Annotated in this window: 18 protein-coding genes; 9 read left to right on the forward strand and 9 right to left on the reverse strand. The window is 70.5% G+C overall.

Annotation, left to right across the window (positions count from 1 at the left end):
• Positions 1 to 32: 32 nt before the first annotated feature.
• On the forward strand, positions 33 to 734 hold the full coding sequence (locus tag OWR29_RS16080) for a YqjF family protein (RefSeq protein ID WP_438872598.1): 702 nt from the start codon (positions 33 to 35) through the stop codon (positions 732 to 734).
• 16 nt (positions 735 to 750) lie between these two features.
• Positions 751 to 1,170: a BLUF domain-containing protein gene (locus OWR29_RS16085; RefSeq protein WP_267563632.1), complete on the forward strand. Its 420-nt coding sequence runs from the start codon at positions 751 to 753 to the stop codon at positions 1,168 to 1,170.
• Between the two features lie 4 nt (positions 1,171 to 1,174).
• Here OWR29_RS16085 and OWR29_RS16090 read toward each other — a convergent pair whose 3' ends face one another.
• Complete coding sequence (locus OWR29_RS16090) at positions 1,175 to 1,657, reverse strand: NADPH-dependent FMN reductase (RefSeq protein ID WP_267563633.1); 483 nt, start codon at positions 1,655 to 1,657, stop codon at positions 1,175 to 1,177.
• A 102-nt stretch (positions 1,658 to 1,759) separates the two neighbouring features.
• The gene (locus OWR29_RS16095; RefSeq protein ID WP_267563634.1) at positions 1,760 to 2,731 is read right to left on the reverse strand and encodes an alcohol dehydrogenase catalytic domain-containing protein; all 972 of its coding nucleotides are present in this window, start codon (positions 2,729 to 2,731) and stop codon (positions 1,760 to 1,762) included.
• Positions 2,732 to 2,787: 56 nt separating this feature from the next.
• Here OWR29_RS16095 and OWR29_RS16100 point away from each other — a divergent pair, with 56 nt between their 5' ends.
• On the forward strand, positions 2,788 to 3,228 hold the full coding sequence (locus OWR29_RS16100; protein ID WP_267563635.1) for a MarR family winged helix-turn-helix transcriptional regulator: 441 nt from the start codon (positions 2,788 to 2,790) through the stop codon (positions 3,226 to 3,228).
• A gap of 47 nt (positions 3,229 to 3,275) precedes the next feature.
• On the forward strand, positions 3,276 to 3,545 hold the full coding sequence (locus OWR29_RS16105; protein ID WP_267563636.1) for a YggT family protein: 270 nt from the start codon (positions 3,276 to 3,278) through the stop codon (positions 3,543 to 3,545).
• A 42-nt stretch (positions 3,546 to 3,587) separates the two neighbouring features.
• Here the strand turns inward: OWR29_RS16105 and OWR29_RS16110 are convergent, their stop codons facing one another.
• The 4 genes from OWR29_RS16110 to OWR29_RS16125 form a co-directional block, all read right to left on the reverse strand.
• Positions 3,588 to 4,316 (reverse strand): hypothetical protein, encoded by a 729-nt coding sequence (locus OWR29_RS16110; protein ID WP_267563637.1) that lies wholly within the window; start codon positions 4,314 to 4,316, stop codon positions 3,588 to 3,590.
• Positions 4,317 to 4,434: 118 nt separating this feature from the next.
• A complete protein-coding gene (locus OWR29_RS16115) occupies positions 4,435 to 5,154 on the reverse strand; it encodes an SDR family oxidoreductase (RefSeq protein WP_267563638.1) in 720 nt (239 codons plus the stop codon).
• A gap of 9 nt (positions 5,155 to 5,163) precedes the next feature.
• Positions 5,164 to 5,913 (reverse strand): helix-turn-helix domain-containing protein, encoded by a 750-nt coding sequence (locus OWR29_RS16120; protein WP_267563639.1) that lies wholly within the window; start codon positions 5,911 to 5,913, stop codon positions 5,164 to 5,166.
• 338 nt (positions 5,914 to 6,251) lie between these two features.
• Positions 6,252 to 6,803, reverse strand: a complete 552-nt coding sequence (locus OWR29_RS16125) for a hypothetical protein (protein WP_267563640.1) — start codon at positions 6,801 to 6,803, stop codon at positions 6,252 to 6,254.
• A 48-nt stretch (positions 6,804 to 6,851) separates the two neighbouring features.
• On the opposite strand from OWR29_RS16125, the gene OWR29_RS16130 reads away from it, so the two are divergent.
• Positions 6,852 to 7,295 carry a GNAT family N-acetyltransferase gene (locus tag OWR29_RS16130; protein ID WP_267563641.1) on the forward strand — a complete coding sequence of 148 codons (444 nt, stop codon included), beginning with the start codon at positions 6,852 to 6,854 and terminating at the stop codon, positions 7,293 to 7,295.
• On the opposite strand, the gene OWR29_RS16135 is transcribed toward OWR29_RS16130, so the two are convergent.
• Entirely contained in the window at positions 7,292 to 8,104 is an 813-nt protein-coding gene (locus tag OWR29_RS16135) for a CDP-alcohol phosphatidyltransferase family protein (RefSeq protein WP_267563642.1), read from the reverse strand. The genes OWR29_RS16130 and OWR29_RS16135 overlap by 4 nt on opposite strands.
• Positions 8,105 to 8,213: 109 nt before the next feature.
• Here OWR29_RS16135 and OWR29_RS16140 point away from each other — a divergent pair, with 109 nt between their 5' ends.
• Together OWR29_RS16140 and OWR29_RS16145 are read left to right on the forward strand one after the other, a co-directional pair.
• Positions 8,214 to 8,807: a phosphoribosyltransferase gene (locus OWR29_RS16140; RefSeq protein WP_267563643.1), complete on the forward strand. Its 594-nt coding sequence runs from the start codon at positions 8,214 to 8,216 to the stop codon at positions 8,805 to 8,807.
• Between the two features lie 10 nt (positions 8,808 to 8,817).
• A complete protein-coding gene (locus tag OWR29_RS16145) occupies positions 8,818 to 9,687 on the forward strand; it encodes a PAC2 family protein (RefSeq protein WP_267563644.1) in 870 nt (289 codons plus the stop codon).
• Between the two features lie 185 nt (positions 9,688 to 9,872).
• On the opposite strand, the gene OWR29_RS16150 is transcribed toward OWR29_RS16145, so the two are convergent.
• Complete coding sequence (locus tag OWR29_RS16150) at positions 9,873 to 10,304, reverse strand: MarR family winged helix-turn-helix transcriptional regulator (protein ID WP_267563645.1); 432 nt, start codon at positions 10,302 to 10,304, stop codon at positions 9,873 to 9,875.
• A gap of 81 nt (positions 10,305 to 10,385) precedes the next feature.
• Between OWR29_RS16150 and OWR29_RS16155 the strand changes: the two genes are divergently transcribed.
• Together OWR29_RS16155 and OWR29_RS16160 are read left to right on the forward strand one after the other, a co-directional pair.
• Positions 10,386 to 10,841 (forward strand): nitroreductase family deazaflavin-dependent oxidoreductase, encoded by a 456-nt coding sequence (locus OWR29_RS16155; protein ID WP_267563646.1) that lies wholly within the window; start codon positions 10,386 to 10,388, stop codon positions 10,839 to 10,841.
• 424 nt (positions 10,842 to 11,265) lie between these two features.
• Complete coding sequence (locus OWR29_RS16160; protein WP_267563647.1) at positions 11,266 to 12,057, forward strand: GntR family transcriptional regulator; 792 nt, start codon at positions 11,266 to 11,268, stop codon at positions 12,055 to 12,057.
• Positions 12,058 to 12,239: 182 nt separating this feature from the next.
• Here the strand turns inward: OWR29_RS16160 and OWR29_RS16165 are convergent, their stop codons facing one another.
• Positions 12,240 to 12,464, reverse strand: a complete 225-nt coding sequence (locus OWR29_RS16165) for a hypothetical protein (protein WP_267563648.1) — start codon at positions 12,462 to 12,464, stop codon at positions 12,240 to 12,242.
• Positions 12,465 to 12,565 lie beyond the last annotated feature (101 nt).

Consider the following 12,565-nt stretch of genomic DNA (forward strand, 5'->3'; position numbering starts at 1 on the left):
CCGAAGCGGTCACGCTCAGCACGCCGCGGCCGGTGCGCCGGTCGGTGCTGGCGCAGCGCTGGACCGACCTGGCCTTCCTGCACTGGGCGGTCGACCCGGCCCTGGTCGCGCCGCTGCTGCCGGCCGGCACGGCGCCCGACACGCTCGACGGCGTGACATACGTGGGGTTGATCGGCTTCCGGATGGAGGGGGTCGGCTTCCTCGGGAGCCCCGGAATCCCGTACCTGGGAACCTTCGCCGAGACCAACGTGCGCCTCTACAGCGTCGACGGGCGCGGCCGGCGGGGTGTGGTCTTCCGGTCCCTGGAGGCGGAACGGCTGCTGCCGGTGCTGGCCGCGCGGGTGTCGCTGCGGCTGCCGTACATGTGGGCCCGCATGCGCATCACCCGGGACGGCGACGTGCTGACCTACACGACGCGGCGGCGCTGGCCGGGCCCGCGCGCGGCGACCAGCCAGATGGCGGTACGGGTGGGCGCCCCGATCGCCGAGCCGACGCCGCTGGAGTGCTTCCTGACCGCGCGCTGGGGCCTGCACACCTCGGCCTGGGGCGGCACCCGGCACCTGTCCAACGAGCACCCGCCGTGGCCGCTGCACCGGGCCGAGCTGCTGTCGCTGTCCGACACCCTGGTCGGCGCGGCCGGGCTTCCCCAGCCGACCGAGCCGCCGGTGAGCGTGCTCTACTCGCCGGGCGTGGCGGTGGCGTTCGGGCAGACCCACGTGCTGGCCCCGACATAGGCCTTAACCTGGGAAAATGAGCGTCACGCAGCTGATCTACCGCAGCCGCAAGAACAGCCTGCCGCCCAACGGGATCTTCGAGATCCGCGACGAGGCGCGGCGCAACAACGCGGAACACGACATCACCGGCGTGCTGCTGTTCAACCGCGACTACTTCCTGCAGTGCCTCGAAGGCGACGCCGAGGACGTGACCCGGACGTTCCGCACGATCAGCGACGATCCCCGGCACCGCGAGATAGCCCTGATCGCCGTGCACGAGATTCCCGAGCGCAGCTTCCCCGACTGGTCGATGGGCCTGGTCGACAGCACGTCCCCCCAGCTACGCGTGGCGCTGCGCGACGTGCTGCCTGGCTACGAGTTCACCCCCGAGAACCTGAGCGAGCAGACGGCAACTGCCCTCATGCAGCGGATGCGCACCCTGAACTACGCCTACTGAGCGCTCAGGCGATCAGCGCCGCCGTGTACTGGTCGGCGACGGTGGCCGGGTCGGCCAGTTCGGGCCCGGTCGCGGTCAGGCCGAAGTCGACGACGTCGGCGCCCAGCTCGCGCAGCAGGCGGGCCAGGAAAGCCTCGGCCGTCTCGGCCTGCGACTGCACCTCGGCGGTGACCACGGGGACGGCCAGCACCCCGGCCAGCGCGTTGGCCGGCAGCTGGTCGAGCAGCACCTTCAGCGCCCCCGAGAACGTGCCGCGGTAGGTCGGCGTGGCCACGATCAGCAACGCGGCGTCCTGCACTTCCATGAGCGCCGCCCCGGTCGCCCCGTCGTCCGGCGTCAGCAGGCCGGGCCCCAGCTCGGCCACGTCGACCGTGACGAACGTTTCGTTCCCCCGGCTGCGCGCGATCCGCTGCCCCAGAGCCGTCGCCAGCTGCAACGTCCGCGATGCGGGAGTGGGATGTCCGGAGATGACAACCACGTCCGGCATGGGCGCCTCCTCGTAGTAACAACTTCCCGTCATCATCGATCCCGGCCCCGAAGATTGCCATACGTCGAACGCTTGACTACTTTCCGCTACCGACGGCCGCGATCACTCGGTGCGGACAACGACCTTGCCGCTGACGCGGTTCTCCTCGATGTCGCGGTGGGCGTCGCGGATGCGCTCGAACGGATAAAACGTCACCGGGCCGAGCACGAGCGAGCCGGCGGCCAGCCGGTCCAGCGCGCTCTGCAGAACGCTCGCGGGCAGATTGCCGGCATTTCCGCTGTACGCCGTGAGGCGCACCCCCGTGGGCAGGTACCCGATGGGATAGAAGTCCGGGATCGTCCACTGGTTGGACAACATGCCCGCGAAGCAGACGGTGCCGTGCACCCGCGTCGAGGCCAAGGTGTCGGGCAGCGTCGGCGTGCCGACCAGTTCGAGCGCGGCGTCGACGCCGTCCGGCACGAGCTCGCGGACCCGGGCGGCCACCGTGCCGTCGTCCAGGATCGGATGGTCGACGCCGTTGGCCGCCAATTCGTCCAGTCGGGCCGGTTGGCGGGTGGTGGCCAGCACGGTGGCGCCGAGGTCGCGGGCCAGCGCGGCGGTGGCGTAGCCGAGGGCCGAGGTGCCGCCCCGGATCAGCAGCGTCTGACCGGCGCGCAGGTCGAGGCCGGTGGTCAGGGAGCCGTAGGCGGTCTGCAGCGTTTCCGGCACGGCGCCGAGCACCGGCCACGGCAGCTCGGACCGGAACGGGACCACCTGCGCCCGCGGGACGACGGTGTAGTCGGCGTAGCCGCCGTCGAAGGTGCGACCCATGCCGCCCATCAGCGCGGCCACCTGCTGCCCGGGTTCGAGGTCGCTGCCGGGCGCGGCGTCGACCACCCCGACCGCCTCGATGCCGGGCACGATCGGCAGCTTGGCGCCCTCGGCGTACCCGAGGCGCAGGTGAAGTTCGGACCGGTTGAGACCGAACGCCTTGACCCGGATGCGCACCTCACCCGGCCCCGGCGCCGGAACCGGCACCTCACGGATCTCAAGATTCTCGACGGGGCCGGGTGCTGACAGAACGATGGCTCTCATGCCGGCCTCCAACAACATTCCATGGAATCTAATTCCGCGGAATGTAACCTGGATCGGTGACAGCGCGCGTGTGGTGGCTCCACGACCTGATCCGGCTCGAGATCGTGCTGTGGGAGCATGTCGACGCCCGGCTCAAGCGCGACCATGATCTGCCGCTTTCGTCGTACGAGACGTTGCTGGCGGTGGCCGGCGGGGGCGAGATCCGGATCGGCGACCTGGCCCGCGAGCTGCGCATCACGATCGGCGGCGCCAGCAAGCTGGCCGACCGGGTGCGCGCGGCCGGGCTCATCGAGCGGACCGTCGACCCCGCCGACCGGCGGGCCAGCCTGATCACCACCACGCCTCTCGGCCGTGCACAGCTGGCCGCCGCGACCGTCTCCTACGACGCCGCGGTGGGCGAAATTCTGGACGGAGTTCTCAACGACGACGAGCAGCGGTCGATGCACGACATGGTCCGCCGGCTCCTCGCAGAAAGCGCACAGCGATTGCACAGCTGAGCGACGCACAGTAGAGGGGTCACTTCTTTCGGTACCGGAGGTACCCCTTGATCCTGGCTCTCGTCGACTTCGTTCTTCTGCTCGTGCAGCTGTTGCTGGTCGCCCGGGCCGTGCTCGACTGGAGCACCGTGCTGGCCGGGCCCGCCCAGGCCGGCGGCTTCCGGGCCCGGCTCATGTCGGGCGTCTACACCGTCACCGAGCCGATCCTGGCCCCCGTGCGCCGGGTCATCCCGCCGCTGCGCGTCGGCGGCGCCGCGATCGACCTCGCCTTCATCATCGTCTTCTTCGCGATCGTCGTCCTGCGCGCCATCATCTAGCCGGCGCGCCATCATCCAGCCGGCGCGCCATCATCTAGCCGGTCAGTGCCGGACCCACAGGTTCTCCTCGACGTACACGCCGCGGTCCTGCTCCACGTCGATGTGCACGAGGTTCAGGGCGTCCGGCACGACGTAGTCCCGGGTCGCCGGGAAGAGCATGTCCGTCCACTGCTCCCATTCGGCCACGGTCCCGGCGATCACCATCGACCGCCGGGCCGGGCCGAGCACCACGGCTCCCATGCGCTGGTGGGTCCGGATCCACGGGTCGATCGACAGCCCGTCGGGCCGGGCCCACGTCGCATATTCGGCCATCGGTACGGTCGGGTAGCGGTGCTTCCACGTCGGCCTCAGCGGCGCGACGACATGCGACAAGCCTTCCGCGTACGCCCTCCGCTTGAGCTCGCCGAGCACGGCGCCGGCCAGTCCACGCCGATCATGAGCCGCGCCGACCGCGGCCGCCATGAAGCTGAGCGCGGTCGGCTTCCGGCCGGCCTCGTGGCCCTCCACCGCCCGCACGAGAGCGCCGTCGTAGCCGTCCGGCAAGTCGCCGACCGTACCGTCCCAGGCGATCGGGACACCCCACCCGCCGGCCATGACCTTGCCGTCGTCGTCGAGGGCCATCACGTCGAAGCGCCCGAACCAGCGTCGCACCCGCTCCAGGTGCCGCTTGGATACGTCGTCGTGGAAGATGAACTCCGGCCAGCGCTCCCGGAACGCCTCGGCCGCCTCCTCGTCGAGGTCGGGCCGGTTGCTCCTCGTGATGATCTGCACGCGCGCACTATAGGGCTTGTCGTGCCGATCACGCGGGGCTGAGGCGACGTCCGGGCGGGGCTGAGGCGGGGCCAGGCGGGGCTGAGGCGGGGCTGAGGCGGGGCCTGGCGGTCCCGGGTCAGATCGCGAGCCCGCCGGTGGCCCGGATGTTCTGGCCGGTCACCCAGCCGCCCTGCGGTGAGCACAGGAACGCGACCACCGCCGCCACGTCGGCCGGGCGGCCCAAGCGGCCGAGCGCGGTCAGGTTGGCCGCGGTCTCCAGGGCTTCGGGCGGGTTGACCGAGCGCAGCAGGTCGGTGTCAGTGGCGCCCGGCGAGACGGTGTTGACCGTGATGCCGCGCGGGCCCAGTTCGCGGGCCGCGACCGCCGTGATTTGTTCCAGGGCGGCCTTGCTCGCGCAGTAGAGGGCCAGGCGGGCGGCCTGCGAGACCGTGTTGAGCGTCGAGATGTTGACGACCCGGCCGCCGTCGCGCAGCAGCGGTGTCGCTTCCTTGATGGCGAACAGCGGGAACTTCGTGTTGATCGTGAAGACGCGGTCGAAGTCCTCCGGCGTCAGCTCGCTGATCGGCGCCGCGGTGGCGACGCCCGCGTTGTTGACCAGGATGTCGAGGCCGTCGCGGACCGGCTCGAACATCGCGGCCAGCCCGGTGAGCTCCTGCTGGTCGGCGCGCACGGCCGTCGTACCGGGAAGGTCGTTGAGAACTTTCTCGGCCGCGGCGTCGTCCTGCCGGTAGGTGAACACCACCCGGGCTCCCGCGGCGGCCAGGTGCTCGACGATTGCCCGCCCGATGCCCCGTGATCCCCCGGTCACCAGCGCTGTCTTCCCCGTGAGAGTCATGCCCGCACGCTAGAACCGCCTGGCGCCGCCGGTCTTGGACGTTTGCGACACGACGATCGGCGGCGTTCGCAGGTGGGCAGCCAGCGCGGACGGTGTCATCCCGGCCATCGCCCGAGTCTCCCGGGCCAGGTGCGACTGATCGGCGAAGCCACTGCCGGCCGCCGCGTCCGCCGGCGACGCTCCCGCTCCGAACCGGCCGACAACCCGCTGGAACCGCGCGATCCTGGCCACGGTGGCCGGCGACATCCCGATGTGCTGCCGGAACCCGCGCTCCAACCGCCGCCGGCTGACCCCCAGCTCGTCGGCGAGCACTCCGACCCGCGGCGGTTCGGCCCGCTGCAGCCGCCACCAGGCCGCGGTTACTGCCGCTTCCGGCTCGACCCCGTGCTTCCGGACGCCTTCGCGGACGCGGCCGAGCTTTACGGAGCGCGACCCTCCACGGAACGCGACGCCGAGCAGGGCTTCGAGCACGTCGAACCGCTCGTCCCAGCTCCGGAGCGCACCAAGCATCCCCGGAAGCTCGGTCGCGACAGACCCCATCAGATCGGCCAGCTCGATCCCGTTCCCGCCGACCTCGCGCATGGGAACCCCGAGCAGCGTCGCCACCCCCAGCGGAGTGAGCCCCACGCTGACGCCGTGCCCCCACCGGTTACCCCCGTGCGCAGAGGCAGCCTCCCGAGCCCCCGAGACAATCCCCGACCGCGATCCAAAGTCGACGATCACCGTCGTCGAGGCCAGCGGCAGCACCAGATGTTCCACCGGCCGGCCGGACCCCGACCGAAACCCCGAAAGTCCCAGCACGTACGCCCGAAGCCCCACCGGCACACCCCGGACCGCAACCTCGCACGGCTCCGCCGACACCACCGCCGGCACGGAGTGAATCTGCGCCCTCATCCCGCCAGACTCACCGCGCCCCCGACTCCGGTCAAGCAACACGGGTTTGCTTCTGGGCGCAACCACTCACGCACGTCGCCGTGGTGGGGTGAGCGCTCTGGACGCGCCAGCGGCCAGCTCACCCCGCCGCGGCCCTCGGCGGGAGCGACGGTCTGCAACCCCCCGCCCCGCTACGACATCAAGCTCTTGACCTTGACCCTTGATCAGACTTTCGCGGGCAGGCGGCGATGCAGTTCGGCCAGCAGCACCTCGGGGGCCGGCGACATCAGCCCCACGTCCACGAGGTACGCGATCCGGCCGGCGCGGCGGCGGGTGCGAGGTGGGCGGCCGATCCCGTGCAAGGGCTCGGCGAACTCGGCGTCGACCGGGGTGATGATGAGTTCCGTGAAGGGACCGCGGTAACGCAGCGCCACCTCGCCGATGCCGGCCCACGGAATGTGCACGGGGCGGCGACCGGTGGCGGCGAAGTCGAGGCCGCGCATCGAGCTGTGCAGCCAGCCGAGCCGGTTCCAGGCGGTGAGCAGGATCAGAGCGGACAGCACGACGGGCACGATCAGCGCCAGCTCGAGGTAGACGACCAGGTCGCCGGCGGTCGGGGTATCGCCCATGGCCACGCGGATCAGGGCGAACAGGGCAAGCGTGGTGATCCACACGGCGGCGACCACCCACAGCATCGTGACGTAGACCATCGCGCGGGGCTGGAAGAACGTCACCGTGTCGTCGTCGGGTCCGAGGACCTCGTCGATGTGCGTCACGAAGGGATTATGCCCCGATTAGCGGTGACTGTGGGCAATTATGGGTGGGTGACCGTGACCCGCTTGGGCAGCCTGGGGGACATCGACGCGGCGGCCGACCTCCTCGACCAGTACCGCCAGCACTACGGCGCCAACCCGGCGCCGGAGGCCGTGGCCGCCTGGCTGCGCGACCAGATCGAATCGGCCCGCGCCCGCGTCTACCTGGCCGGCGAGGCCGGCGAAGCCGACGGCATCTGCACCGTCGCTGTAGTGCCGGCCGCCCTCACTCTGCGCACGGTGTGGCTCGTACGCGACCTGTACGTGAGACCGGCCGCCCGACGCCGCGGAGTCGCCCGGGCCCTGCTGACCGCCGTCGCGGAGGAGGCGCGCGCCAGCGGTGCGCACCGCCTCTCGCTGCAGACCGAGACGGCCAACGTCCGGGCCATCGAGCTGTACGCCCGTACGGGATTCGCTGCCCTGCCCGAGGTGACCGTGATGGACGGCGTCCTCTAGGCGGGCACCGGCACGCGAGGCTCCGCGGGCTTGGCCGCCTTGCTCTTCAGATAGCTGTAGAGGCGGACGATGAGCAGCAGCTCGAACGCCACCATCAGCACTGACGACAGGATCGCGACCGGGATGATCTGCTTGGCGACCGGGCCGATGATGAACACGAACATCATGAACTCGATGCCGCTGAACAGGTGCGGGCGGATCCGGTGGCGGACGAGGAAGTTGCGCAGCCGCCACACGGCCGACTCGTTGCCGGTCGCCTCGGCCACCACCACCGGGCCGGACGGCGCGTCCTCGTCGGTCATCACAACCGCGCCCTGGTTGACGTCGGCGCGCACCTTGCCCATCTGCAGCGCGTTCAGGTAGCGGAACATGTCGAGGAACACGACGACGCCGCCGACCCAGAGGTAGGTGCGGTTGTCAGTGGCCGCGTACTGCCCGCCGAACAGGCCGACCGCGCAGGCGGCCACCCGCAGCCGGTCGAACACGTAGTCGAGCCACGAGCCGAACGCCGAACCCGTCCCGTTCAGGCGGGCGATCTTGCCGTCCATGCAGTCCAGGACGAAGCTGAGGTGGAACAGCAGGGCGCCGACGAGCAGCCACGGATAGTCGGCGCGCCAGAACGCGTACGCGCTGCCGAGCCCGACGACGAAGGCGAGAATGGTCAACCGGTTGGGCGTGACGGCCCGCCACGGCGAGACGAGCCACACCAGGCGGGAGGCCAGCGGGTCGACCAGGCCGACGGTCCACCACGCGTCCCGCTGTTTGTATGTGCGGTCGCGGATCACTTCAAGGGGGAACCGCTGCGTCATCCCGCATCTCCTGGTGCTACCGAAACATGAACGATCAACCGCGCGGACCTTACTAGAAGTTGAACACCCCGCAAAGGACGCTGCTAACAAATCGGACGGAGGCCCATCGGTGGAGGCTAGTCATGTCGCGGCCGACCTGGAGAAAGTGATCCTGACCGAGGAGCAGATCCTCGCCCGGGTCGGCGCGCTCGCCGCCGACCTGCGTGATCAATTTCTTTCCCGTACGCCGGTGCTGGTCGGCGTGCTGGGCGGGGCCGCCACCTTCACGGTCGACCTGGCCCGGGCCTATCCCGCCCAGGTCGAGATCGGCTGGATGGCGGTGAAGTCGTACAGCACCGGCAACCGCGCGTCCGGCTCGGTGCGGCTGCTCAAGGACCTCGACGTCGACATTGCCAGCCGGGACGTCGTCATCGTCGACGGGGTCATCGACACCGGGCTGACCATGTCGTGGCTGATCGCCAACCTGGCCCAGCGCGAACCGGCGTCGATCACCGTGTGCGCCCTGCTGCGCAAGCCCGAGGCCGTGCACCTCGACGCGAGCACGCCCACATATGTCGGCTTCGACGTCGGCGAGGGGCTGATCGTCGGCTACGGGATGGATCACGACGGGCACTACCGCAACCTGCGCTGCGCGGCGATCCTCTCCCCCGAGGTGTACGCGGCGCGGCGCGGCCGACGGGTGGCTCCGCACGGCCGCACGTAGGCTGTTACCCATGACTGAGTTCGACGGCCTCCCGATGCTTCGTTCCCCCGTGGCGATCGCCGCCTTCGAGGGCTGGAACGACGCCGCGGACGCATCCACTGCGGCCGTGGAACATCTCGAGCAGGTGTGGCAGGCGCGCGAGATCACCACCATCGACCCCGAGGACTTCTACGACTTCCAGGTCAGCCGTCCGACCATCACCATGGCCGAGGGCGAGACCCGCAAGATCGAGTGGCCCACCACCCGGTTCACCGTGGCCAGCCCGCCCGGCGCCGACCGGGACGTCGTGCTGATCCGTGGCATCGAGCCCAGCATGCGCTGGCGCACCTTCTGCGAGCAGGTGCTCGAGGTGTGCCACAGCCTCGAGGTCAACCGCATCGTGCTGCTCGGCGCCCTGCTGGCCGACGTGCCGTACACCCGCCCCCTGCCGATCAGCGGCTCGGCCAGCGACCGCGACGCCCAGGACAAGTACAAGGTCGTCCCCACCCGCTACGACGGCCCGACCGGCATCGTCGGCGTCCTGCACGAGGCGGCCGGCCGGGCCGACCTCGACGCCCTGTCGTTCTGGGTGCACGTGCCGCACTACGCCAACAACCCGCCGTGCCCCAAGGCCACGCTGGCCCTGCTCAGCCGCCTCGAGGACGTGCTCGACCTGCCCGTCCCCCTGGCCGACCTGGCCGAAGAGGCCGACGAGTGGGAGAAGCGAGTCCGCGCCGCCGCCGAACAGGACGCCGAGCTGGGCGAATACGTCCGCGAGCTGGAAGAGCGCGTCGGCGACGAGGGCATCCAGCCCCTGACCGGCGACGAGATAGCCAGCGAGTTCGAGAAGTACCTGCGCCGCCGCGGCGGTTCCGCGGGCCCGACCGCCGGCTCCTGGTAGCCCCTCGCCGGTCACGGTCCGCGCCGCTCGGTCGCGCGGTTTCGCTCGCGCCGGTCGGTCGCGCTCAAGGGCGCGGGGCAGGCGCTCGGCTCGGTGGCCGGACGGCTTACCGGTCGTCGGACCGAGCGGCTGCTCGGCCACGGTGAGCACCGCGTTCTGTCTCCCGAGGCGCGACTTCGGCGCGGTCAGCAGGTCAGCGGGCCGGGCAGGCGTTCGGCGACGATGGCGGTGGCCAGCCGGCGGAAGGCCTGCTGGTCGTCGGGACTGAGGCTGCTGGCGATGTCGGGCAGCCGCTCGGCGATGTCGGCGTAGAGCGCGTCGGCGATCAGCTTGCCCTCGGCCGTCGCGTAGAGGGTGATCACCCGCCGGTCGCTGCCCGGGCTCTCCCGCTGGACGAGGCCCCGGCGTTCGGTGCGATCGACCAGCTGGCTGAGGGCGTTTTTCGCCATGCCCAGCGCCGCGGCCAGCTCGGCCATGCGGCGGGGCCTGTCTTTGACCGTGCACAGCAGCTGCCCCTGCGCGGGCGTCAGGTCGTGGTCACCGCAGATCTGCACGAACCGCCGCTGAATCACGATCGAGAGCGCGACCAGCGCGTTGCCGAATCCGTGACCGTCCACGCCGACATCGTAACGTTGCAGAACTTCATGTCGTGAACTACTTTGGTTCACGGCATGAACTTCCGCGGCGAAGGGACCACCATGGCGTTCGACACCCGGCGAGGCACACGCGGCGCGCGACAGCCCGGCGGCCGCATGATGGCCCTGGTCAACCGCTGGATGATGCGACGCATCCGCAAGAGCAAGGGCGTCGGCTCGAACATGCTGGTGTTGACGACCGTCGGTCGTAAAAGCGGCGTCGAGCGACAGAATCCCGTCAACTACTTCCCCGGCGACCGCGACGGCGACAACTGGCTGATCGTCGCGTCGGCCGCCGGCGCCGCCGGCAATCCCGCCTGGTTCCACAACCTCGCCGCCCACCCCGACCAGGTACGCATCGAACTGGCCGGCCGAGAGATTCCGGTAACCGCCGAGCAGCTGACCGGCCCCGAGCGCGACCAAGCCTGGACCGCCATCAGCACCAGCTCCGCCCGCTTCGCGCAGTACCAGCAAAAGACCGACCGCGAACTCCCAGTGATCCGCCTGACCCCGCGCTAGCCGCTCATGGAACCGACAGCGCTGACCGAACTCGACGCCGCCCCCGGAACCGACAGCGCTGACCGAACCCGACGCCGCTCGTGAGCAACCGGGCTAGCCGAACCTGACGCCGTTCGCGGAGCCAACAGCACTAGCCGAATCCGACGCCGCCCGCGGATGCAACCGCGCGGGTCAACCGAGACGCCGCCGGGCGGCAACGCGACGAGTGGCCGCGGCGGCGTCCACATCAGCCGCCTCGAACCGTCGAGCGGTCATCGTTGTCTTCGCGGCGGGAACGCGCTCAGCGCCTCAGATGCCGGCCGCGCTCTGATGCCGGGCCGTTGTGGGCTTGATGACGGTCGAAGTCGATCGAGCACGGCGTGTCGTTGCGATGTGGGACACAATGCGTCCGGCATCCTAGGAACCTAGGGCCTAGGAGGTCGGGATGACGATCAACCCGGGGGCGGCCGAGTTCCCGCATCGGCAGATAGCCGCGCAGCTCAAGGAACGCATTCGGCGCGGGGACTGGCAGCCCGGCGAGCGCCTGCCGAGCATTCCGGCCATGGCCGAGATGTTCGGGGTCGCCAAGCAGACCGTGCAGCGGACCGTCGATCAGCTGCGCGTCGAGGGCATCCTGATCACCAAGCCGGGCTCGGGCACGTACGTCCGGGGCACGCGGCGGCGGCTCAACCGGCTCTCCCGGGGCCGCTACGGCGCCCATCGGGGGTACCACGCCGATCTTGCGGCCCGCTATCGGCAGCAGCTTGTTTCCGTACGGCGGGAAGCCGCCCCGCCCGAAGTGGCCGACGCATTCGGCGTGCGCGACGGCACGGAAATGCTCGCCCGCCGGCACATCGTGCGCACCGACGACGCGGCGGTGGAGGTCGGCGCCTCGTGGTTCCGGGTGACCGACGCCAGCGGAACGTCGCTCGAACGCGCCGAAGCCTTCGGCCGCCCCCTCTACCAGGAAGCCGAGGAAGTGCTCGGCAAGCGCTACGCCTCCGCCACCGACACGATCAGCGCCCGCCAGCCGAGCCGCGAGGAGGCCGAAATCCTGCAGATCCGGCCCGACACCCCGGTGCTGCACCTGCTGCACGTGGCCTTCGACGAGACGCGCAAGCCCATCGAGGTCGCCCAGGCCACCTGGCCCGGCCCGATGACCACCCTCACCGAGGAGTACAAGATCCCCGCCCCGATGCCGGCCCCCGACCCCGACCCAGGCCTGGCCCTCGCCTGACGCCCGCCGGGCAAGAAGCCGACCGGCAGCTCACCCTCGCGCACGGGCGCCCGCCACCGCCCGGCAACGGCGGATCGGCGCGGCGCGTGAAGCCGAGGGCCCGGTGAGCGGCCTGGGAAAACGACAAGACCCGAGGTGCCCTGTGCGAAGGGCGCCTCGGGTCTCGTGCCGTCAGGCGGTGCTCAGTTGCCGATGATCGGCAGGTTGAGGCCGGTGTTGTCGTGGCCGTTGGGGCTGAGCAGGTTCAGGATCGCGAACTGGCTGTACGTGTCCTCGCTGCTCTGGTCGACGAAGAACTCGTCCCCGAACGGGTCGCCGGCGACGGCGGCGCTGGCGGGGGCCGCGAAGGCGAGCCCGGCGGCGGTGGCGAGCAGGAGACCGGCGATGTAACGGACCGGACGACGCATGGTGTTTCCTTTCGGACGGTTTCAGGACCACCGAAAGTCTCGCTGAAGTCGTGACCGAATTGTGGCTTATTCGAGCCGAGTCCAGCCATACGCGTTGGATG

The sequence above is a fragment of the Paractinoplanes pyxinae genome, assembly GCF_026626335.1.
In the GTDB taxonomy this organism is placed as follows: domain Bacteria; phylum Actinomycetota; class Actinomycetes; order Mycobacteriales; family Micromonosporaceae; genus Actinoplanes; species Actinoplanes pyxinae.

Bases quoted from the DNA above. Each gene is read 5' to 3' on its own strand.
- OWR29_RS16145 (WP_267563644.1), top strand. From the start codon at position 8,818: ATGACTGAGTTCGACGGCCTCCCGATGCTTCGTTCCCCCGTGGCGATC.
- OWR29_RS16135 (WP_267563642.1), bottom strand. From the start codon at position 8,104: ATGACGCAGCGGTTCCCCCTTGAAGTGATCCGCGACCGCACATACAAA.
- OWR29_RS16155 (WP_267563646.1), top strand. From the start codon at position 10,386: ATGGCGTTCGACACCCGGCGAGGCACACGCGGCGCGCGACAGCCCGGC.
- OWR29_RS16085 (WP_267563632.1), top strand. From the start codon at position 751: ATGAGCGTCACGCAGCTGATCTACCGCAGCCGCAAGAACAGCCTGCCG.
- OWR29_RS16095 (WP_267563634.1), bottom strand. From the start codon at position 2,731: ATGAGAGCCATCGTTCTGTCAGCACCCGGCCCCGTCGAGAATCTTGAG.
- OWR29_RS16165 (WP_267563648.1), bottom strand. From the start codon at position 12,464: ATGCGTCGTCCGGTCCGTTACATCGCCGGTCTCCTGCTCGCCACCGCC.
- OWR29_RS16115 (WP_267563638.1), bottom strand. From the start codon at position 5,154: ATGACTCTCACGGGGAAGACAGCGCTGGTGACCGGGGGATCACGGGGC.
- OWR29_RS16160 (WP_267563647.1), top strand. From the start codon at position 11,266: ATGACGATCAACCCGGGGGCGGCCGAGTTCCCGCATCGGCAGATAGCC.
- OWR29_RS16090 (WP_267563633.1), bottom strand. From the start codon at position 1,657: ATGCCGGACGTGGTTGTCATCTCCGGACATCCCACTCCCGCATCGCGG.